Origin of the sequence: Kribbella hippodromi, from assembly GCF_039531045.1 — a bacterium.
In the GTDB taxonomy this organism is placed as follows: Bacteria; Actinomycetota; Actinomycetes; order Propionibacteriales; family Kribbellaceae; genus Kribbella; species Kribbella hippodromi.
Map to the genome: position 1 here is coordinate 89,004 of NZ_BAAAPH010000005.1, position 20,324 is coordinate 109,327.

Consider the following 20,324-nt stretch of genomic DNA (forward strand, 5'->3'; position numbering starts at 1 on the left):
CTTTCCGGGTCTTGCGCTGCCTCCAGATCGCTCCCTATGCTGCGAAATGAAACGATGATTTCGTCTGGTGAGTCGGAGGTCAAACGTCATGACTGCCATCCAGATCGGCCGTGGCGCGGTTGCCGAGATCAGCCTCGGTGCCGTCGCGGACCGCAAGACAGCCGTCGACGTGTGGTTCGCCGAGCCCGGCGGCCGCCGGCTGCGGGTACCGGCGTTCGCGTCCGGCGGGCAATGGAAGGTCCGGTACTCGTCTTTCCGAACCGGAACCCACCGGTACGAGGTACAGGACTCGGACGAGTTCGATTCAGCTGGTGCCACCGGAACCGTCGAGGTGGTGGTCCAGGCGGAAGCGCGGGGACTCGTTGCTCGCGGCCCGATCAGGGTCACCGCTGATCAGCGCCACTTCGAGCACGCCGACGGAACCCCGTTCTGCTGGCTTGCCGACACCTGGTGGTACGGCTTCGCCGAGCGGCTCGAGTTCGACGAGTTCCGCCGGTTCGCGGCCGCCCGCGCGGAGCAAGGCTTTTCCGTGATCCAGATTGTCGCGGGCCTCTACCCGGAGAGCGAACCGTTCGCACCCGCGGCGCGGAGCCGCAGTGGCTGGGTGTGGGATCGGGACTCGGACGCACCGAACACGGAGTGGTTCGACGAGGCCGACCAGCGGATCGCCGAGCTGATCGCACTGGACCTTGTGCCGTGCATCGTAGGTGCGTGGGGCCACTACTACAGCCTGATGGATGTCAGTCAGCTCAACCGGCACTGGCGTGAACTGATCGCCCGCTGGGGAGCCTATCCGGTGGTCTGGTGCCTGGCGGGTGAGGCTTCGTTGCCCGCGACAATGGACCTGGAGGACCCGGCCCTGCAGCCGGCGATCACCGCGGCCAGTACGGCCGAGGCGATGACCCGCGTGTACGGCAGCGAACAAGCGGCGATCTCGTACCAGCTGAAGGCGGTGAACGACATCGCCCGAACGGTGCGCGAGGTGGATGCCTTCGGGCGGCCGGTGACGATCCACTCGGTTCCCAGAGCGAGGCCGTGGGAGTATCTCGAAGACGAGAGTGTGGTCGATTTCTGGTTGCTTCAGACCGGTCATCAGGGTCACGAGACGTTCCGGACGGCCCTCGACCAGGTGCACGCGGCGCTGGATCACCAGCCGGTGAAGCCGGTGATCAACGGCGAGCCTTCGTATGAGGGAATCGCCGGATCGAGTTGGCAGGACCTGCAGCGATTCATGTTCTGGAGCCACCTGCTCTCGGGTACGGCCGGCCACAGCTACGGTGCGCACGGCGTGTGGGCCTTCAACGACTTGTCCGTTCCGGGACTGGATTCCGGTCTTGCGCCGGATTGGCGAGAGGCGGCCACCCTGCCAGGAGCACGTCAGCTCGGCATCGGCCGGAACTTGCTGCTGTCGTTGCCCTGGGGCGAGTTCGAGCCCCACCCGGAGTGGGTCACCCCGAGCGCGAGCTCCGGCGATCGCTCCCTGCCGTATGCGGCGGGACAGTGCGACGGACCGCGCGTCTTCTACTTCCCCCCGAACGCCTACCTGCGCAATGTCCTCAGTTACACCGTGGTGAAGTTGCACGATCTGGGTGACCATCCATGGCACGCACAGTTGATCGATCCTTCCACCGGAAGCACTCAGCACGAGTTCGTGATCGATCCGGACGGTGACGGCTCCGCACGCTTGCGGAGCGCGCCGGACGGACTGTCGACATTGCCTGGCTGGGCTGACTGGCTGCTGGTACTGCGACCCGCGGAGCCGCGTGATGACGAAGATCGTTGACCTTCGCTGCCGGCTGTTCGAGGCGCCGACCGGCCCTCATCAGGTGATGTATGCGAATCCCTTGCGGGCCTGGGACGGGGCCCCGGCTGCCGAGGGGGCATTCGGGTTCCACGAATGGATGACGGTCGAGCTCGAGCTAGCGACCGGTGAGATCGGTATCGGCAACGCCGCGCTGACCCCGCGACTGGCCATCCAGATCGTCTCCGGCCACCTTGCTCCGTTGGTCCTCGGCCAGAACTCGGCGGACCGTGAGGCGTTGTGGCAACGGATGTACCGGACGGTCGTTCCGTTCGGGCGCCGAGGCGTCGGCATGGCCGCGGTGAGCGCCGTCGACATCGCGTTGTGGGACGCGGAGGCCAAGCACCTCGGCGTACCGGTCTACGAGTTGCTGGGCGGCCTGAAAGCCGCCAAGACTCAGGTGTACGCGAGTCAGCTCTACCCGACGGATGATCTGGAAGCGCTGGCCGCGGAGGCGAAGAGCTACGTCGATGCCGGCTTCGGTGTGATGAAGCAACGGTTGTTGTACGGCCCGAAGGACGGCCGGGCCGGGCTCCGTCGCAATGTGGAGCTGGTCGAAGCGGTTCGGCAAGCGATCGGCTTCGACGTCGACCTCGCCGCCGACGCGTACATGGGCTGGGATCGGGAGTACGCGCTGCGGATGGTGCGCATGCTCGAGCCCTATGACCTGCGCTGGCTCGAGGAACCGTTGCTTCCTGACGACATCGCCGGGTATCAGCAGGTGCGGGCCGCGAGCGCGATCCCGATCGCGGCCGGTGAGCACGAGGCGACACCGGCGGCGTTCTATCACCTGATCACGAGCGGTGCGATCGACATCGCCCAGCCTGATGTGAACCGAGTCGGTGGTTTGACTGCCGGCCGCAAGGTGTGCGCGCTGGCGGAGGCGGCAGGTGTCCCGGTGATTCCACATGCCGGGCAGGCACACAACTACCACCTCGTCTCTTCGCAACCCGCATGCCCACTGGCCGAGTACTTTCCGGTGAACCCACAGCCGCTTGTCGGCAACGAGATGCCTCATCTGTTGTTCGACGGCGAGGCGAAGGCGGTGGACGGTCAGATCGAGTTGAGCCGCGTACCTGGCTTGGGTATCTCCATCGCGCCCCGAAGCCCGGTCCGCGAAGTCCCGCTCGAACGACCATGAGGCATTCGTGCGGTGACGGAAGTAGGGCGGTGTAACTAGCCCAGGTGGGCTGACGGGACGCCGCGGCATACGCTCCAGGAGCCGGATACCTCGAGTGGGGAGGGGCAATGCGGGTCCTGGTCACCAGTGGCGCTGGATTCATCGGTCCGCGCCCACTTGCGGCATCCGACGCGTCACCATCCCGCCCTGGAGTGACGCGATGGTGCGTTGGCTGGTGACCGGCGCCGGCGGCATGCTCGGGCAAGAGCTGGTTCCGCTACTGCCGCGGTCTACGACGACTGCTTTGTCCAGACGAGATCTGGATGTCACGAACGAGCAGGCGGTGCTGGCTGCCGTGGCCGGCCACGATGTCGTGGCGAACTTGGCGGCCTGGGTGGATGCCGACCGCGCCGAAGCTGAGCCAGGCCCCGCGTCGAGAGTCAATGCGACCGGGGCGGCGAACGTCGCGCGCGCCTGCCGGCTGCACGGCGCCCGGATGATCCACATCTCGAGCGACTACGTCTTCGACGGGTCGGCCACCGAACCGTACCCGGAGGATGCGACGGTGCGGCCCATCTCCGCGTACGGAAGAGGGAAGGCCGAGGGTGAGCGGGCCGTTCTGGCGTGCTTGCCGGAAACCGGGTTGATCCTGCGCACGGCGTGGCTGTTCGGTGCCTACGGCAAGAACTTCGTCGGCACCATGCACCGCCTCGCCGAGACCCGCGACCACGTCGACGTGGTCACCGATCAGACCGGGCAGCCGACCTGGGCCAGGGATCTGGCGGAGCGGATCGTGCGGGTCGTCGAGGTCGGCGTGCCGGCCGGGATCTACCACGCGACGAACGGCGGTTCTGCCACCTGGTTCGAGCTCGCTCGTGCGGTGTTCGCGGCGACCGGGCATGATCCGGGCCGGGTTCGCCCGACGACCTCGGATCGGCTCGGCCGAGCGGCACCACGGCCGCGCTATTCGGTGCTGTCCCACGACGGCTGGCGACGCACCGTACTGCCACCCATGCGCCACTGGCGAGCGGCCTTCGACGCCGCGATGCCAACTCTGATCCCGAACCAGGCTCTGACACCGAACCAGGAAGGGCGATCTCGATGAAGGGAATCGTGCTCGCCGGCGGCAGCGGTACGCGGCTGCATCCGGTGACATCGGCAGTCTCCAAACAACTGCTGCCCGTCTATGACAAGCCGATGATCTACTACCCGCTCTCGGTGCTGATGCTGGCCGGTGTCAGGGACATCCTGATCATCTCGACGCCGTCCGACCTGCCGAACTTCTGGCGGCTGCTGGGTTCGGGCGACCAGTACGGAATCCGGCTCAGCTATGCCGAGCAGCCCAGCCCGAACGGCCTGGCGGAAGCCTTCCTGATCGGGCAGGAGTTCATCGGCGGCGACGATGTCGCCTTCGTACTCGGCGACAACATCTTTCACGGTCAGGGATTCTCGGCCCGGATGCGCCAGGAATTGAAGGAGCTCGACGGCTGTGTGCTGTTCGGCTATCCCGTCCAGGACCCGGGCCGCTACGGCGTCGGGGAGCTCGACGAGCTCGGACAACTGGTGTCGATCGAGGAGAAGCCGAGCGAGCCGAGGTCGAACCTGGCCATCACCGGGCTGTACTTCTACGACAACCAGGTGGTCGAGATCGCCCGTGGCCTCACGCCGTCCGCCCGCGGTGAGCTCGAGATCACCGATGTGAATCTTGCCTACCTGCGCAGTGGACGGGCGAAACTGGTGAACCTCGGCCGTGGTTTCGCCTGGCTCGACACCGGGACGCACGAATCGCTGCTCGAGGCCGGCCAGTTCGTCCAGGTACTCGAGCACCGAACCGGTGTGTGCATCGCGTGCCTGGAGGAGATCGCGCTCGGGATGGGCTACATCAGCGCTGACGAGTGCATGGCGCTCGGCCGCAAACTGTCGAACTCCCACTACGGCGATTACGTCGTCGCCGTCGCGCGCGCGGCGCTGGCGAGCTGAACGGGCGGCTGACACGATGCGAGTGCTCATCCTCACGCACTTCAGCAGGGGAGACATCCAGCCGTTCGCCGCGCTGGCGAAGACCTTGCGTGAATGCGGTCATGAAGTGGTCATCGGTGCCCCGGGCACGTCGCGGGAGTTGTTGCGCCCCTACTCGACCGCTGTGATCGGGTTCGAAGACCGGGATCGGAACATCTCGCGGCAGCCCGCGGTTCGCCGCCTGTACGGCAAGGGTGTCCCGTTCCAGTTCATTCCGCCGGCGCGCCGTGAGCTGGCCGGGATGCTGGAGGACTTCGCCACCGCGCTCGACAGCGAGCCGGACCTCGTCGTCCACCACGCCGGTCTGCCGGGCCACCAAATCGCCGAATCGCTTGGCGTGCCGGCGATCCCGGTCTGTCTGCATCCGTCGTACGTGCCGACGGACAGCTTCGCGAACCCCTATTTCCCGGTCCGCGTGCCACCGGCGCTCAACCGGGCCACCTACTCCTGGACGTCGCTCTACCTGCGCACCTTGTTCCCGAGTATGGGCCGGTGGCGGCGTGATCGTCTCGGCATGCCGCGGCGTCGAGGTCATCGCAACGCGCTCCGGCGGCCGGACGGCAGGCCGGTGAAGGTGCTGCAGGCCTTCAGCCGGTACGCACTGCCGACGCCGCTGAACTACCCGGAGTCGGTTTTCACCGGGGGCTACTGGCTGCTGCCGCTGTCCGAAGGGTGGAGTCCACCGGATCAGCTGACCGCATTTCTCGACAGCGGCGATCCGCCGGTCTACATCGGGTTCGGGAGTATGGCACTGAACGATCCGCGTCGGCTGGGCCGCATCGTCGCCGCGGCGGTCCGCCGTGCCGGCGTGCGCGCGATCGTCGTCGGCGGCTGGGGTGCGATTGATCCTGCCGAGCTCGGAGCGGGGACGCTGTACTTGCCGGAGGCACCGCTCGACTGGCTGTTCCCGCGGACCGCCGCAGTTGTTCACCATGGCGGCAACGGCACGATCGGCTACGCGTTGGCCGCGGGCCGACCGCAAGTGGTGTGCCCATTCATGGCGTTCGACCAGTTGTTCTACGCTCGTCAACTGCACACGCGCGGGGTCGCACCGCCGCCGCGGCCGCACCGGGGTCTGACCGCGGACGGTCTCGCGAGCGCGATGTCGATGGCGGTCACGGACGCGCGGATGGCTGAGCGAGCGGCGGACATCGGGCGGCGGGTCCGTCACGAAGACGGCGTCAACGCGGCCGTAGGCATCCTGGAATCGCTCGTATGACGGGCCGGCGCGGATGATCGGGTCTGGAGCTGCCGGCCACGGTGGCGAGGCCATGGAGCCGTTGGCGATCAGCGGTGCGTGGAAACTGCGGCCGCGACAGTTCGACGACGACCGTGGAACCTTCGTCGTCCCCTTCCGCCAGGACCTGTTGACTGCCGCGGCCGGTCACCCGTTGGCGGTCAGTCAACTCAACTGCGCGGTTTCGGCTGCTGGTGTGATCCGGGGCATTCATTTCGTCGACACTCCACCCGGCCAGGCGAAGTACGTCGTCTGCGTGGCCGGTGCGGTGCTGGACGTGGTCGTCGACGTACGAGTCGGCTCACCGACGTTCGGCCGGTGGGACTCGGCAATCCTGGACGACGTGGACCGATCGGCCGTGTACCTGTCCGAAGGGCTTGGCCATGCGGTCATGTCGTTGACCGAGCAGTCCACCATCGCGTACCTGACTTCGACGCCGTACCAGCCGCATTTCGAGCGCACGGTCACGCCGCTGGACAAAGAGATCGGTATCGATTGGCCGGCAGGACGCTCCGACGGAACGGAACTGTCGATCCGCCTGTCGGACCGGGATGCAGAGGCGCCGTCGCTCGCAACTGCTTGCCGGCAGGGCATTCTGCCGGTGTTCCAGCATCCGCGGGCCGCTCGGTAGGGCCGCCGGCGACGGCTGAATTCGTCTCCTGGTTGGCGATCGGCAGGTCTGCGACTCTTGCACTCGTGGGATCGGTAGGGATCTGAGGGGAGATCATGCGTATTGCTGAGGTGCTGATCCATCAAGAGGACTCGATCCGCGCGGTCCTCCAGGCGATCGAACGGGCCGGATCTTCCCGGGCGTTCGTCACGGATTCGGCTGGCCGGCTGATCGGCGCGGTCAGTGAGAGTGACATCCGCAGAGCGCTGCTCGACGGTGCCGGCCTCGAGTCACCGTCCAGCCCGCTCGTACGGGATGCGGGGATCTCCACCAAACCCGGAGTGGGACGGGCAGAGGTCATCGACCTGATGCACGCCCTCGGCGTACGGGAGGTGCCGGTGGTCGACGAAGACGGACGGGTTGTCGAAGTCCACACCGAACGGGCTCTGGCTGGTGCCGAGCAGCGCTACAACGTCGCGGTCATCATGGCCGGAGGCAGAGGTACCAGGCTCGCGCCGTTGACCGATCATGTCCCGAAGCCGATGCTTTCCGTTGCCGGGCGCCCGATTCTCGAACGGCTGGTGCTGCATCTGGTCGGCTCGGGCATCACCCGGATCTTCATCTCGCTCAACTATCTCGCCGAGGTGATCGAGGACTACTTCGGTGACGGGCACAACTTCGGCTGCCGGATCGAGTACCTGCGCGAGGACCGGACCGTACCGCTGGGCACCGGAGGCTCGCTTCGGCTGCTGGCACAGTACGGCGAGGTGACCGAGCCGGTCCTGGTCATGAACGGCGACCTGGTGACGGACTTCTCCGTCGGTGGGCTCCTCGACGCCCACGCCGCGGCGAATGTGGTCGCGACCGTCGCGACCACGCAGTATCAGCACCAGGTTCCGTTCGGCGTGCTCGAGCAGACGGACGGGCGGCTGGTGCGGGTCGTCGAGAAGCCGGCGCCGTCCTGGCCGGTGAACGCGGGGATCTATGTGATCGAACCCGAAGTGATCGCGAAGATTCCGGCCGGACGGCTGTTCCCGATCACCGAACTGCTCGATCAATGTCTCAGTGAAGGCCGCCCGGTCGGGCTCTGGCCCGTCCGTGAGCATTGGCAGGACATCGGCCGGCCGGCCGAGCTCGCTCAAGCACGAGGAGAGGCCTAGTCATGTGCGGGTTCACCGGATGGCTTTCGAGCGAGCGGGACCTCACCCGTGAACGCGCCGCGCTCGCGGCCATGACCGAGACGATGGCCTGCCGAGGGCCCGATGAGTCGGGCACCTGGGTGCGTCCTTCGATCGCCCTGGGCCATCGCCGGCTGGCGGTCATCGACCTTCCCGGTGGCAAACAGCCGATGACGGTGGATACGCCCGCGGGCACGGTGGCGCTGGTCTTCGCCGGCGAGATCTACAACTTCGTCGAGCTCCGGACGCTGCTGGAGAAGCATGGGCATCGCTTCCGGACCGGCAGCGACACCGAGGTCCTGCTGCGTGGCTACCTGGAATGGGGCGACCAGTTGGCCGGCCGGCTGAACGGAATGTTCGCCGCCGGCATCTGGGACGGACCGCGCCGCCGGCTGGTGCTCCTCCGTGACCGCCTCGGCGTGAAGCCGCTCTACTACTTCCCGACCCCGGACGGCGTCGTGTTCGGCTCGGAGCCCAAGGCGATCCTGGCGAGTCCGTGTGCCGAACCGGTAGTGGATGCCGACGGGCTGCGGGAGCTCGTGGAGCTGACCCAACCGCCGGGATGGTCGCTGTGGAAGGGAATGCGCAGCGTCGTGCCCGGATCGATGGTGACCGTGGACGATTCGGGCATCCGGACCATGTCGTACTGGCAACTGGCCGCTGCTGCACACGGGCAGGATCAGCGGTCCACCGTCGACACAGTCAGGTCGCTGTTCGCGGATTCGGTGCAGCGTCAGCTGGTGTCCGATGTGCCGCGCTGCATCCTGTTGTCCGGCGGCCTGGACTCGAGCGCGATCACCGGTGTCGCGGCCGAGAGCCTCCGCGATCAGGCCGAGCAACTGCGTACGTTCTCGGTTGAGGTGAGCAACAATCAGGACGGCTTCGTCGTCGACCCGGTCCATGCGGCGCCGGACACGCCGTTCGCGCTGGAGATGGCGGCGCACGTCGGGTCGAAGCACGAGGTGGTTCAGTTGCAGGCCGGGCAGATGGCCGATCCGGCGATCCGGCGCGCGGCCGTCGCGGCGCGAGACGCCCCGACGTTCGGTCAGATGGATGCGTCGCTTTACCTTCTTTTCAAGGCTATCCGGGAAGAATCCACCGTTGCCCTGTCCGGTGAGTCCGCGGACGAGTTGTTCGGTGGGTACAAGTGGTTCCATGATCCACGCATCGCCACGGCCCGAACGTTTCCATGGCTGGCAGCCGGGCTGGGGTCCTTCGGAATTCGCGGAAGTGCCTTGGACCCCGAACTGGTCCGGAAGCTGGACATTCCGGCGTACGTGGCGGATCAGTACGCGACCGCGGTCGCGGAGGTGGACCACCTGGACGGCGAATCCGGGACGACGCGCCAGATGCGGACGCTGTCGTACCTCGCCCTTCGGCGCTTCCTGCAGATGTGGCTGGAGCGCAAGGACCGGATGTCGATGGCCGTCGGTCTCGAGGTACGGGTGCCCTTCTGCGACCATCGCCTCGTCGAGTACGTGTACAACGTGCCGTGGGCGCTCAAGAGCTTCGACCACCGGGAGAAGAGCTTGCTGCGCCATGCGACGTCGCAGGTGATGCCGCGGTCGGTGGCGCTCCGTGAGAAGAGCGGCTATCCGTGGTCGCACGATCCGTCGTACGAGTCAGAGGTCCGCGCACAGGCCCGGGAGCTGGCCGCGGACCCGACATCCCGCGTCTTCTCCGTCGTACCGCGGAAGTGGTTGCAGGAAGCAACATCATCGGACCGGCCCGATGATGTGAGTACGGCTTCGCTGGACTGGGTTCTGGATCTTCATCACTGGTTCGACATTTATCGCCCGAGCATTGCCATTTAGCCCGCCCGCATCGCAAGGGAGGACCTGTGTACGCGTACGACCCAGAGCTGATCCCTCGGATTCCGGCACTTGCCGGCGTGGACTTCACGGATTACAAGGCCGTCCGGGCCGCGGAGTCGAGTTACGGTCCAGTGCTGCAGTACGAACCGCCGACGCCGGTCGTCACCACCGATCTTGCGGTCGAGGGACCTGAGGGGGCCCCGGATGTTCCGGTGCGGGTCTACCGCCCTTCGGGGCACGGCGACGGCCTGCCCGGAATGTTGTACCTGCACAGCGGCGGGTTCGTAGCTGGAACGGTTGCGCAGGTTGATCCGGTCATCCTCCGGATCTCGGCGGAGGTCGGCGTTGTCGTTGTCTCGGTCGAGTACCGGCTGGCGCCGGAGAATCCCTTTCCCGCTGGGCTGGACGACTGCTACGCGGTTCTGGCCTGGGCAGCCAAGTACGCCGCCGAGCTCGGCATCGACCCGCAACGGCTGGCCGTGTGTGGGCACAGCGCGGGTGGCGGGCTCGCTGCCGCCCTCGCGTTGCTCGCCCGGGACCGTGGCGGTCCGGCGATCTGCTTCCAGTACCTCGGGGTGCCGGAGATCGACGACCGCCTGGACACGCCGTCGATGCTCGCGTACGTGGATACGCCGATCTGGAACCGGCGGTTCGCCGAGTTCAGCTGGGACAGCTATCTCGGGGTCGGAAAGCGAGGATCGGACAATGTCTCGCCCTATGCGGCGCCGGCACGGGCCGAAGACCTGTCCGGTCTGCCGCCGGCTTTCGTCACCGCGTGCCAGTTCGACCCGCTTCGCGACGAGGACATCCGGTACGCGCAGCGGCTGGCGCAGGCGAATGTGCCTGCCGAGTTGATCGTCTACCCCGGCGCCATCCACGGGACCGAGCTCGTCGAAGAGGCTACGATCGCGCGGCGGATGTCCGGCGACATGATTGCCACCCTGCGTCGGGCGCTGACCGCAAACTGACCGCCAGTTCCGGGACGGGAACTTGGCTCAGGTCATGCACCAGCCGCCGTCGACGGTGAGGCACTGACCGGTGATGAACCCGGCGCCGGGCGAGACGAGAAAGTCGACCGCGGCGGCGATGTCCTCGGGCCGGCCCCGGCGCTTGACGCACTGCAACTCGATCTGGCGCGCCACCACGGCCGCCAGATCGGCGACGGCGGCACGTTCGGCGGCGACCTCGATCGAGCCTGGGCGAACGCAGTTGACCGTCACGCCGTGCGGCCCGAGCTCCCGCGCCAGAGCGCGAACCAAACCTTCCAGCCCGCTCTTGGCCGCGATGTAGGCCGCCAGGTCGCCCTGGCCGAGCTGGGTGAAGACGGACGAGGTGGCCACGATGCGTCCGTACCCGAGCTTGGTGAAGACCGGGCTGACCAGCCGGGCGCAGGCGGCATGGGTAATCAGGTTGATTTCCAGCTGGCGGCGGAGTGTCGCCAGGTCGAGGCTCTCCCACGGGATGCGTGGATAGGCGCCGGCGTTCGACACCAGGACCTGGAGCTTGCCGGCAGACCGCTCGATCTCTCGCTCGAGCGAATCGATCGTCCCTGGTTCGGTCAGATCCCCGGTGACGGCGACTGCCGCGGCGCCTTGCTGCTTGACCTGCGTGAGTACATCCGTCAGGTCGGCATCCAGGGCCAGATGCGTCAGGATCAGGTCGTAGCGGCTGGCGAGACTGACTGCGATCACTCCGCCGAGGCCCGAACCGGCCCCGGTCACGATAGCGACGGGACGTTCCACGGTAGTCGGTCTCCGTTCCAGAAGCCGCGCGTCAGAGCTGTTCCGACTCTGTGAGTTTGGTTCCCGGCATCGGCGATGTCAACTATATTGGAACTCGGGTTTCAATTTTTGACCTCAGCTGAGAAGCTCGGATCTGTGCTGTTCGTGTTCGCGATCCTTGTGAGGGGACCATGGCGCGGTGTGTGCTGAATCGATTTGCCGCTGAGCTGCCGTCGACGAGTGAAACCGTCTGTCTGGGTGAGGGAAACACGCCAGTCGTCGAGCTGCCGGTGCTTGCACGCCGGTTGGGCGTGCGGTCGGTGGCCGCCAAGCTGGAGACGGCGAATCCGACCGGTTCGTACAAGGACCGGGTGGCGGCGTTGTCGATGTCGCTGGCGCGGAGCCGGGGGTATCGCGGGTGGGTCGCGACGTCGTCGGGCAATGCGGGGATGGCGATGGCGGCGTACGGGGCACGGGCCGGCATCCCCGGCTTCCTGTGCTTGGCCGGGTCGGTGCCGCCGGAGAAGTCGTTGCCGTTGCTGGCCTTCGGCGAAGGCGCGCTGCAGGTCGTACGGGTCGATGGCGCCGGGCGGCCGGAGGTTGATGGCGCGATGTTCGATCAGGTACGGGAGGCGGCGGCCAGGCACAAGCTCTATCTCGGTGTCACGTTGCATGCGTTCAATCCGGATGGCATGCGCGGCATCGACACGATCGCGTACGAGCTTGCCGAGCAACTGCCCGAAGCAACACATGTGTACGCGCCGGTGGGTGGTGGTGGATTGCTGGTGGCGCTGTCCCGCGGGATGGCTGATCGCGGTCTGGCGCCGCGGTTGATCGCGTGTCAGCCGACGGGATGTGCGCCGGTCGTTCGGTACTTGGACGGGGAAATCCCGGCGGTGACGGTCGAGGGCAGCACGACCGGCATCTCCGCCTTGCAGTTGCCGCGCCCGCCCGATGGGGAGGCAGCGGTCGAGGCGGTGGCCGGCTCGCAGGGTTGGGGGACCGCGATCGAGGACGAGGACATTTTGGCCGCCCAGCGCTGGCTAGCGTCGGCGGAGGGGGTGTTCGTCGAACCGGCGGCGGCCGCGACGGTCGCGGCTGCGCTCGCCGACGCCGACCGCGGGCGGCTGCGAGCCGATGCGCGTCCGCTGCTGATCCTGACCGGCGCCGGCTGGAAGGACCTCGGCCGCTTCGCCCCGGACGCGTCCCGCTTGCCGACGGTCGCGGTCGGAAGTGTTTCGCAGCATGTCGACGAGTGGATCGAGGCCGTGAGCGACGAGTCGCCCGCGGCGGGGGCCGGTTGGTTGGAGGATTTCGGATGAGTGGTGTGGCGGATCAGCGGATTGGGTGTGAGGGGCTGCTTCGGGTTGGGGGTGAGTGTTTGGAAGGGCCTTGCTGGGACGGGCGTACGGGGCGGTTGTGGTTTGTGGACATTCCGCGGGGCACGATCTTTGCGTACGGGTGGTCCGACCGGCGGCTCGAGCGGATTGAGGCCGGTGAAGCGGTGAGTGCGGTGATTCCGCGGGTGGAGGGTGGTGAGGTCGTCGCCTGCCGGCGGGGGGTGGCGACGCTGGCCGGGGACGATCTTCGGCTGGGGATGCTGATCGACGAGGACATCTCCTGGATGCGTACGAACGACGCGAAGTGCGATCCGTACGGACGGCTCTGGGTCGGCACGATGGCCGATGACGCGAGTCCGCGGAGCGGCAGCCTGTACCGGATCTCGGCGGACTGGTCGCGGACGACGGTGCTGACCGGCGTATCGATCAGCAACGGGCTCGGCTGGAGTCCGGACGGCCGCCGGATGTACTACATCGACAGCCCGATCAAGACCGTCGACGTACTGGACTACGACCCAGGCACCGGTGACGCTGTGGATCGACGGGTTCTGATCGACACGTCGGAGTACGCCGGTATGCCGGACGGGCTGGCGGTCGACGCCGAGGGCTGTTTGTGGGTCGCGTTCTTCGGCGGTGGCGCTGTCCGCCGCTTCTCACCTGGAGGTTCCTTGCTCGCAACCATCGAAGTCCCCGATCGCCATGTGACCAGTTGTGCGTTCGCGGGTGAAGAGCTTGATCACCTGGTCATCACCACCGGGCAGGGGCCCGATTCCGCGACCGGTGGCAATCTCTTCGTGGCTCGTCCGGGCGTACCCGGGTTGCCGACGGCGGCGTTCGCCGGATGACGCGTACGGCGCTGGTCACCGGTGGCTGCAGTGGGATCGGTCTTGCTGCCGCGAACAGATTGAGAACCGACGGGATTCGGGTAGTGACCGCGGATCTGGCCGCGGACGCGGATGTCGCCGTGGATGTGTCATCCGCCAAGGACGTCGCCGATGCGGCCGCTTCGATCGGCGACATCGACATCCTGGTCAACAGCGCCGGCATCGTCGGCCCGAACGCGCCGCTGTGGGAGATCACCGACGAACAGTGGGACCGGGTCATGAAGGTTGACCTGACCGGTGTCTTCAACTGCTGCCGGGCGGTGATCCCGGGCATGATCGAGCGCGGCTGGGGCCGGATCGTGAACGTGGCAAGCATCGCCGGCAAAGAGGGCAATCCGAACCTGTCCGCGTACTCGGCGGCCAAGGCGGGCGTGATCGGGCTGACGAAATCACTCGGCAAGGAGCTGGCCACCAGCGGCGTACTCGTGCATGCGATCGCGCCCGCGGTGATCTCGACGCCGATGAACGCCGGGACCGCGCCGGAGACGTTGCGGTACATGATCGACCGCATCCCGATGGGACGGCTCGGTGAGCCGGAAGAAGTTGCCGAACTGATCGCTTGGTTGTGCTCGGAGCGGTGCACTTTCTCCACCGGTTCGGTGCACGACATCAGCGGCGGCCGGGCCACGTACTGACCGAGTGGGGGCGAGTTGATGCGGGCGTTCATGATCGATGGTCCGATGTCGGGCTCGGTACGCGACGTGCCGGAACCGAAGGCGACCGGAAGCCGCGTGGTCGTCGACGTCGAAACCGTGGGTCTGTGTGGAACCGACGTCGAGTTGTTCGCGGGGACCATGCCGTACTTCCGCCAAGGACTCCTGACCTACCCGGTCCGCCCCGGGCACGAGTGGGCCGGGACGGTGCGCGAGATCGGGCCCGAGGTGACGTCCGTCCAGCCGGGCGATCGCGTCACCGCCGACACGTTCGTCGGCTGCGGTGCGTGCGAACTCTGCCGTACCCGTCGGCATCATCTTTGTGCGGTGCATGACGAGATCGGCGTACGGGACGGTTTGCCGGGCGCTCTGGCCGAGCGGATCGCCGTACCGGAGGTCGCGGTGCACAAGCTGCCACCGTCGATGTCCGCGGCGGTCGGAGCGTTCATCGAACCGGGGTCGTGCGCGTTGCGTGGCGTGCGCGCGGCCCGGGTGGGCGATGGCGCCGCGGTGCTCGTTTGGGGTACGGGCACGCTCGGACTGCTTGCGGCCCAGTTCGCCCGTGCTTTGGGCGCTTCGGTTTGCGTCGCAGGCGTCGTTGCCGGGCAGTTGGAGCTGGCGAAGCGCCTTGGCTTCGAGGATGTCGTACGAGCTGACGATTTGGGTGGCCGTCAGTTCGACAGCGCCATCGATGCGACCGGTGCGCCGACGGTGCCTGAACAGGCGTTGCATCACATCTCTCCAGGCGGCGTACTCGCCTTGCTCGGTGTCGCGCCGGAACCGGGCGTACTGGAGGTGAATCGCCTTGTTCTCAACGACATCACCGCGGTCGGCGTCCTTGGCGGATCGGCCTGTATCGATGATGCGATCGCTCTGCTCCAAAGCGATGGTGTCGACGTTTACCCGATGATCGCGACCACCGTCGGGCTGGAGCGGGTGGCCGGAATCCTGCGTAATGGTGGAAAAGTGCCCGGAACGAGCGCTCCCAAAGTGCAGGTTGCGCCGTCCGGTTAGTGGTGCGGTGTAACTAGCCCTGATGAGCCGACCCGCCGCATCGCCGTACGCTCCAGGCACCGTGGGGAAACTCGGGCAGGGGAGCGCCAATGCGAGTTCTGGTCACCGGTGGAGCCGGGTTCATCGGTTCGCACTATGTCCGGCGGGTGATGGCCGGCGCGTACCCGGCGCTCCGCGAGGCCGAGGTGATCGTGCTCGACAAGCTCACGTACGCAGGGAATCTGGCCAATCTCGCCCAGGTCACGGGCGATCCGCGGCTGCGCTTCGTACGCGGAGATGTCTGCGACCCGGACCTCGCGGCCGACGTGATGACCGGCGCCGATCTGGTCGTGCACTTCGCCGCCGAGTCCCACGTGGACCGCTCGATCCTCGGCTCGGCCGACTTCGTGCTGTCGAACGTGCTGGGCACGGCCACGATGCTGCGGGCGGCGCTCGACGCCGGGGTGAACAAGTTCGTCCACGTCTCCACTGACGAGGTCTACGGGTCGGTCGATTCCGGTGCATCGGTGGAGGAACAGGCGCTCGAACCCAACTCGCCGTACTCGGCCTCGAAGGCCGCCTCGGACCACCTCGCGCGTGCTTTCCACCGAACGTACGGGCTTCCCGTCTGTATCACCCGCTGCTCGAACAACTACGGCCCGCACCAGTACCCGGAGAAGGCCATCCCGTTGTTCGTCACCAACCTGCTCGACGGGCGACCGATCCCGCTGTACGGCGACGGCCTCAACGTCCGCGACTGGCTGCACGTCGACGACCATTGCCGCGGCATCCAATTGGTCGCCGACCACGGCCGGCCCGGCGAGATCTACAACATCGGCGGCGGCACCGAACTGACGAACCACGACCTCGTCGGCCGCCTCCTGGACGCTCTGGGCCGCGATTGGTCAATGGTGGAACACGTTCCAGACCGCCAGGGCCACGACCGCCGCTACTGCGTCGACATCACCAAGATCAGCACCGAACTCGGCTACCACCCCACCGTCGACTTCACCACCGGCCTCACCGAAACAGTCCGCTGGTACACAAACCACCGCTCCTGGTGGGAACCCCTCAAAAACACCACCGGCCTTGCGCGCTAGTACCCGACCGGCCTCCTGAGGGTCGCGCGGTACGCCAAGACCCCGGTTTCGTGCCCACATAGTGAGCTCTGTTTGCGCGGTGTAATGCGCCGCCCTTGACCCAACCTGCGTGCGACCGTAGCGTTGAATTAATAGCACGGTCATTTCATTCAGTGAAACTGTTGGGGGATGGTCATGACGACGGAACAGCTCCGGGTCGATGGGATTTCGGAGGGGTTGCGGGCTCGGGCGGTGGTGCGGGCTCCGGGTGGGGTGCACTCGAATGTCCGGCTTCGGGGGCCGCATCCGTTCATTCGGTCCGCGAAGGGGGCGTGGCTGTTCGGTGTCGATGGGCGTGACTATGTGGACTACCTGCTGGGTCAGGGCCCGAACTTCCTCGGGCATGCGCCGGACGCGGTGGTGCAAGCTGTTTCGGCCGCCTGCGAGGGCGGTTTGCTGTTTGGGGGACAGCATGAGCTGGAGGTGCAGGCGGCCGAGCTGGTGTGTGAAGTGGCCGGCTGGCCGGAGATGGTGCGGTTTTCGACCAGCGGGACCGAGGCCGTGCAGGCGGCCTTGCGAGTTGCCCGGGCGGCGACCGGGCGGACCGAGATCGTCCGTTTTCAAGGGCATTACCACGGTTGGGTCGACAACATCCTGATCGGCGAGCGCGATGGGGACTGGGGGGTGGCGAGCGCCGGGCAGGTCGCCGACAACCTGCGGCCGTGCCACATCCTGCCGTGGAACGACGCGGAGCTGTTGACCGCGCAGTTCGAGCAGTACGGATCGCGGCTGGCCGCAGTGATCATGGAACCGATCATGATCAACACCGGGGTGATCGAGCCGAAGCCCGGTTACCTGGAAACCGTGCGGGAGCTGTGCACCAAGTACGGAGTGGTGCTGATCTTCGACGAGGTGATCTCCGGTTTCCGGGTCGGTCTCGGTGGCGCGACGCAGCGGTACGGTGTGACGCCGGACCTCGCCACGTACGGCAAGGCGTTCGCCGGTGGGTACCCGGTTGCCGCTCTGGTCGGCCGGTCCGATCTGATGAGTCTGCTCGGTACGGGCATGGTCAACCACTCCGGCACGTTCAACGCGTCCGTGATGGCGATGGCCGCCGTCACCGCGACACTGACCACCTTGCGCGACAGACCGCCGTACGCGTCGGTGGAGGAGCACGGCGGTGCGCTGATGGCCGGCCTGCGCGAGATCGCCGCGAAACATGACGTACAGCTGCGAGTCGCCGGTCTTCCGGCAGCGTTCCATGTGTCGTTCGGCGATGCGGACGTGACGGACTATCGCTCGTTGCAGCAGCTCGACCTGGCGCGGTACGAACGGCTGGCGGCTGCCCTGGTGGAGAATGGGATCTGGCTGGCCGGTCGTGGCATCTGGTACGTGTCCGGTGCGCATGGACCGCGTGAGCTCGACGTCGCACTGACCCGGTTCGAGAAGACGCTCAGCGAGTGGGCGCTGAAGGTGGAGCGGTAGAGCATGCGATTGGCACTCCTGGGCCTGTACCACGAAACCAATACGTTCTCACCCGTCCGCGCCGATCGCGCCATGTTCCGGAACGGCGGGGTGTGGCGCGGCGACGAGATCGTCGAGGCGTACGCGATGTCGTCCTCCACGAATGGTGGCTTCCTGGTCGGGGCGGCGGAGCAGGGTGCCGAGGTCGTACCGCTGATGTTCGCGTTCGTGACACCGACCGGACGGATCGCCGCGGACGCCTTCGACTGGCTGGTCGACGAGATGATCGGCCTGCTGCGCGACCAGGGGCCGTGGGACGGCGTGCTGCTCAATCTGCACGGCGCGGCGGTCGCGGAGAACCACGCGGATGCGGACGCGGAGATCGCGACGCGCGTACGCGCGGTGGTCGGCCCCGGCGTACCAGTGGGCACTGTTCTCGACCTGCACGCCAACGTCTCGCAGCGCCTGATCGACGCGTTGACCATAACGTTGGTGTACCAAACGAATCCACATGTCGACGCGAAACAGCAGGCGATCCGGTGCACCGAGCTGGTGGTTCGTACGATCCGTGGTGAGCTCCAGCCGCGGCAGGCGATGGTGGCGTTGCCGCTGGTGTGCAACATCGCCTGTCAGGACACCAGCGAGGAGCCGATGGTGGGGCTGCTCGCGAAGGCGCGCGAGATCGCCGGCCGGCCGGGCATCCTGTCCGCGAACGTGGTCGAAGGCTTTCCGTACGCGGATGTGCCGCAGGTCGGGATGTCCTGTGTGGTGATCCACGACGGCGATGCGGACCAGGCCAAGCGCGCCGCGGATGAGCTGGCCGGCAGCATCTGGGCGCAGCGGGACGCGCTGCAGACCACTGGGATGACCGTCGACGAGGCGCTCGACATCGCGGTCGCGGACCGGCACGGACCGGTGGTGCTGCTCGATGCCGGTGACAACATCGGCGGCGGTTCACCCGGGGATTCCACCGTGATTCTCGAGGCAGCCGTCCGGCGTGGGCAGCGTTCGCTCGTGCAGACGATTTGCGATCCGAAGTCCGCGCAACACTGCATCGAAGCCGGGGTCAACTCGACCGTGAGCCTCGCGGTCGGTGCGTGGCAGTCGCACTCGGCGGGGCAGCCGGTGCAGATCACCGGCCGCGTACGCGCCGTGTCGGACGGAAAGTTCGAGGAGCCGAACCCGACGCACGGTGGGTTCCGGTTCTTCGACATGGGGCCGACGGCCGTGGTCGACACCACCGCCGGGCACACGCTGGTGATCTCGTCGATCCCCGTGATGGGTACGAGTTTGCAGCAACTGTTGTCGGTCGGGGTGACGCCGTCTTCGTACCGGATCGTGGTGGGGAAGGGCGTCAACTCACCGCGGGCCGGGTACGCCCCGATCGCGACCCGGATGCTGGTCGTCGACACCGAGGGCGTCAGCGCGATGGGCCTCGACCGGTTCGACTACCGGCACCGGCGCAAACCCTTGTACCCCTTTGAGAGTACGGGTTTCGCACCGATGCCGTTCGACTGACTCAGGCGGTTTCGGCGGGCGTCAGCGTGATCTGGCCGGCGACCTCGATCAGGGTGCGCGCGGTCTTCTCCACGTCCCGCATCGAGAAGCGTGCCTCGGGGGCGCTCACACTCAGGGCGGCCGGCAGCCGGGTGCCGAGGATCGGCACCGCGACGCACCGGCCGTCCGGCTCGTTCTCGCGGTTGTCGACCGCGTACCCGAGCCGGCGGACCTTTGCCAGCTCGGCCAGGTAGTCGTCGACGCTGGTGATGGTCTCGGCGGTCCGGCTCGGCATCCCGGCCTCGGCCAGCAGCTCGCGGACCCGGTCCTCGGGCAGGTGCGCGGCGATCGCCTTGCCCAGCGCGGTCGAGTGCAGTGGGTCGTGCGTACCCCGGCTGGCCGCCAGCCGGACGCTGCGGCGGGACTCGATGATCTCCAGGTAGATCACGTGGTGACCGTCGAGCAGCCCGAGGTTGGTGGTTTCGTCCAGATCGTCGCGAAGCCGTTCCAGCGAAGGGCGGACGCGTTCGCGCAGTACCTCGGTGTGGCGGGACTGCATGCCGAGGAAACCGAGACCGATCCGGAACAGGCCGCTGTCGGTGTCGCGCTCGACGTAGCGGCTCTTCTCCAGGGTCCACAGGTACCGGAACGCGGACGACTTGGGCAGATCCGCGGCGTCGGCGACCTCCTTGAGCGTGACGCCGTCGATCGATTCCTGCAGCAGGTTCAGCACCGAGACGACCCGCTCGATCGAGCGGACCGCGTACACCCGGCCTTCGTCCTCGACGGTCTCGCCGGGCTGGATCCTGTCCTTGGTAACGGCTTGCGGAGTCAGCGGACTCACCCTCTATCTACGTGGGCCCCCGTAAGCCCTCGGCGTGGAATTAGTTTGCTCGTTTCATCCTATGAAACGG

Annotated in this window: 18 protein-coding genes; 16 read left to right on the top strand and 2 right to left on the bottom strand. The window is 67.0% G+C overall.

Annotated elements, in window-relative coordinates:
- Nucleotides 1–88: 88 nt before the first annotated feature.
- From ABD260_RS09250 to ABD260_RS09290, 9 genes are all read left to right on the top strand, one after another.
- Complete coding sequence (locus tag ABD260_RS09250; RefSeq protein WP_344232981.1) at nucleotides 89–1,783, top strand: glycoside hydrolase family 140 protein; 1,695 nt, start codon at nucleotides 89–91, stop codon at nucleotides 1,781–1,783.
- The gene (locus ABD260_RS09255) at nucleotides 1,767–2,942 is read left to right on the top strand and encodes an enolase C-terminal domain-like protein (protein WP_344232982.1); all 1,176 of its coding nucleotides are present in this window, start codon (nucleotides 1,767–1,769) and stop codon (nucleotides 2,940–2,942) included. The genes ABD260_RS09250 and ABD260_RS09255 overlap by 17 nt, the downstream gene beginning before the upstream one ends.
- 199 nt (nucleotides 2,943–3,141) lie before the next feature.
- Complete coding sequence (gene rfbD, locus ABD260_RS09260) at nucleotides 3,142–4,026, top strand: dTDP-4-dehydrorhamnose reductase (protein WP_344232983.1); 885 nt, start codon at nucleotides 3,142–3,144, stop codon at nucleotides 4,024–4,026.
- Nucleotides 4,023–4,901, top strand: coding sequence for a glucose-1-phosphate thymidylyltransferase RfbA (gene rfbA, locus ABD260_RS09265; protein ID WP_344232984.1), 879 nt, complete (start codon nucleotides 4,023–4,025; stop codon nucleotides 4,899–4,901). Before rfbD ends, rfbA begins: the two co-directional genes overlap by 4 nt.
- A gap of 16 nt (nucleotides 4,902–4,917) precedes the next feature.
- The gene (locus tag ABD260_RS09270) at nucleotides 4,918–6,159 is read left to right on the top strand and encodes a glycosyltransferase (RefSeq protein ID WP_344232985.1); all 1,242 of its coding nucleotides are present in this window, start codon (nucleotides 4,918–4,920) and stop codon (nucleotides 6,157–6,159) included.
- Between the two features lie 52 nt (nucleotides 6,160–6,211).
- Complete coding sequence (locus ABD260_RS09275; protein ID WP_344232986.1) at nucleotides 6,212–6,808, top strand: dTDP-4-dehydrorhamnose 3,5-epimerase family protein; 597 nt, start codon at nucleotides 6,212–6,214, stop codon at nucleotides 6,806–6,808.
- A 95-nt stretch (nucleotides 6,809–6,903) separates the two neighbouring features.
- The gene (locus tag ABD260_RS09280; RefSeq protein WP_344232987.1) at nucleotides 6,904–7,947 is read left to right on the top strand and encodes a nucleotidyltransferase family protein; all 1,044 of its coding nucleotides are present in this window, start codon (nucleotides 6,904–6,906) and stop codon (nucleotides 7,945–7,947) included.
- 2 nt (nucleotides 7,948–7,949) lie between these two features.
- The gene (gene asnB / locus ABD260_RS09285; RefSeq protein ID WP_344232988.1) at nucleotides 7,950–9,779 is read left to right on the top strand and encodes an asparagine synthase (glutamine-hydrolyzing); all 1,830 of its coding nucleotides are present in this window, start codon (nucleotides 7,950–7,952) and stop codon (nucleotides 9,777–9,779) included.
- Between the two features lie 26 nt (nucleotides 9,780–9,805).
- Entirely contained in the window at nucleotides 9,806–10,747 is a 942-nt protein-coding gene (locus ABD260_RS09290) for an alpha/beta hydrolase (protein WP_344232989.1), read from the top strand.
- A gap of 27 nt (nucleotides 10,748–10,774) precedes the next feature.
- On the opposite strand, the gene ABD260_RS09295 is transcribed toward ABD260_RS09290, so the two are convergent.
- Nucleotides 10,775–11,521, bottom strand: a complete 747-nt coding sequence (locus tag ABD260_RS09295; protein WP_344232990.1) for an SDR family NAD(P)-dependent oxidoreductase — start codon at nucleotides 11,519–11,521, stop codon at nucleotides 10,775–10,777.
- A 182-nt stretch (nucleotides 11,522–11,703) separates the two neighbouring features.
- Here ABD260_RS09295 and ABD260_RS09300 point away from each other — a divergent pair, with 182 nt between their 5' ends.
- The 7 genes from ABD260_RS09300 (at nucleotide 11,704) to ABD260_RS09330 (ending at nucleotide 19,431) form a co-directional block, all read left to right on the top strand.
- A complete protein-coding gene (locus ABD260_RS09300) occupies nucleotides 11,704–12,822 on the top strand; it encodes a pyridoxal-phosphate dependent enzyme (RefSeq protein ID WP_344232991.1) in 1,119 nt (372 codons plus the stop codon).
- Complete coding sequence (locus ABD260_RS09305; RefSeq protein ID WP_344232992.1) at nucleotides 12,819–13,685, top strand: SMP-30/gluconolactonase/LRE family protein; 867 nt, start codon at nucleotides 12,819–12,821, stop codon at nucleotides 13,683–13,685. The genes ABD260_RS09300 and ABD260_RS09305 overlap by 4 nt, the downstream gene beginning before the upstream one ends.
- A complete protein-coding gene (locus ABD260_RS09310; RefSeq protein ID WP_344232993.1) occupies nucleotides 13,682–14,359 on the top strand; it encodes an SDR family NAD(P)-dependent oxidoreductase in 678 nt (225 codons plus the stop codon). The genes ABD260_RS09305 and ABD260_RS09310 overlap by 4 nt, the downstream gene beginning before the upstream one ends.
- A 30-nt stretch (nucleotides 14,360–14,389) precedes the next feature.
- A complete protein-coding gene (locus ABD260_RS09315; protein WP_344232994.1) occupies nucleotides 14,390–15,391 on the top strand; it encodes a zinc-dependent alcohol dehydrogenase in 1,002 nt (333 codons plus the stop codon).
- Between the two features lie 89 nt (nucleotides 15,392–15,480).
- Nucleotides 15,481–16,470 (top strand): dTDP-glucose 4,6-dehydratase, encoded by a 990-nt coding sequence (rfbB, locus tag ABD260_RS09320; protein WP_344232995.1) that lies wholly within the window; start codon nucleotides 15,481–15,483, stop codon nucleotides 16,468–16,470.
- A 174-nt stretch (nucleotides 16,471–16,644) separates the two neighbouring features.
- Complete coding sequence (locus tag ABD260_RS09325; protein ID WP_344232996.1) at nucleotides 16,645–17,934, top strand: aspartate aminotransferase family protein; 1,290 nt, start codon at nucleotides 16,645–16,647, stop codon at nucleotides 17,932–17,934.
- Nucleotides 17,935–17,937: 3 nt separating this feature from the next.
- Entirely contained in the window at nucleotides 17,938–19,431 is a 1,494-nt protein-coding gene (locus tag ABD260_RS09330; protein WP_344232997.1) for a M81 family metallopeptidase, read from the top strand.
- Between the two features lies 1 nt (nucleotide 19,432).
- Here the strand turns inward: ABD260_RS09330 and ABD260_RS09335 are convergent, their stop codons facing one another.
- Nucleotides 19,433–20,254, bottom strand: coding sequence for an IclR family transcriptional regulator (locus ABD260_RS09335; protein WP_344232998.1), 822 nt, complete (start codon nucleotides 20,252–20,254; stop codon nucleotides 19,433–19,435).
- Nucleotides 20,255–20,324: the final 70 nt, after the last annotated feature.

Bases quoted from the DNA above. Each gene is read 5' to 3' on its own strand.
- ABD260_RS09275 (WP_344232986.1), top strand. From the start codon at position 6,212: ATGGAGCCGTTGGCGATCAGCGGTGCGTGGAAACTGCGGCCGCGACAG.
- asnB (WP_344232988.1), top strand. From the start codon at position 7,950: ATGTGCGGGTTCACCGGATGGCTTTCGAGCGAGCGGGACCTCACCCGT.
- ABD260_RS09280 (WP_344232987.1), top strand. From the start codon at position 6,904: ATGCGTATTGCTGAGGTGCTGATCCATCAAGAGGACTCGATCCGCGCG.
- rfbD (WP_344232983.1), top strand. From the start codon at position 3,142: ATGGTGCGTTGGCTGGTGACCGGCGCCGGCGGCATGCTCGGGCAAGAG.
- ABD260_RS09250 (WP_344232981.1), top strand. From the start codon at position 89: ATGACTGCCATCCAGATCGGCCGTGGCGCGGTTGCCGAGATCAGCCTC.
- ABD260_RS09330 (WP_344232997.1), top strand. From the start codon at position 17,938: ATGCGATTGGCACTCCTGGGCCTGTACCACGAAACCAATACGTTCTCA.
- ABD260_RS09255 (WP_344232982.1), top strand. From the start codon at position 1,767: ATGACGAAGATCGTTGACCTTCGCTGCCGGCTGTTCGAGGCGCCGACC.
- ABD260_RS09310 (WP_344232993.1), top strand. From the start codon at position 13,682: ATGACGCGTACGGCGCTGGTCACCGGTGGCTGCAGTGGGATCGGTCTT.
- ABD260_RS09270 (WP_344232985.1), top strand. From the start codon at position 4,918: ATGCGAGTGCTCATCCTCACGCACTTCAGCAGGGGAGACATCCAGCCG.
- ABD260_RS09305 (WP_344232992.1), top strand. From the start codon at position 12,819: ATGAGTGGTGTGGCGGATCAGCGGATTGGGTGTGAGGGGCTGCTTCGG.
- rfbB (WP_344232995.1), top strand. From the start codon at position 15,481: ATGCGAGTTCTGGTCACCGGTGGAGCCGGGTTCATCGGTTCGCACTAT.
- rfbA (WP_344232984.1), top strand. From the start codon at position 4,023: ATGAAGGGAATCGTGCTCGCCGGCGGCAGCGGTACGCGGCTGCATCCG.
- ABD260_RS09325 (WP_344232996.1), top strand. From the start codon at position 16,645: ATGACGACGGAACAGCTCCGGGTCGATGGGATTTCGGAGGGGTTGCGG.
- ABD260_RS09315 (WP_344232994.1), top strand. From the start codon at position 14,390: ATGATCGATGGTCCGATGTCGGGCTCGGTACGCGACGTGCCGGAACCG.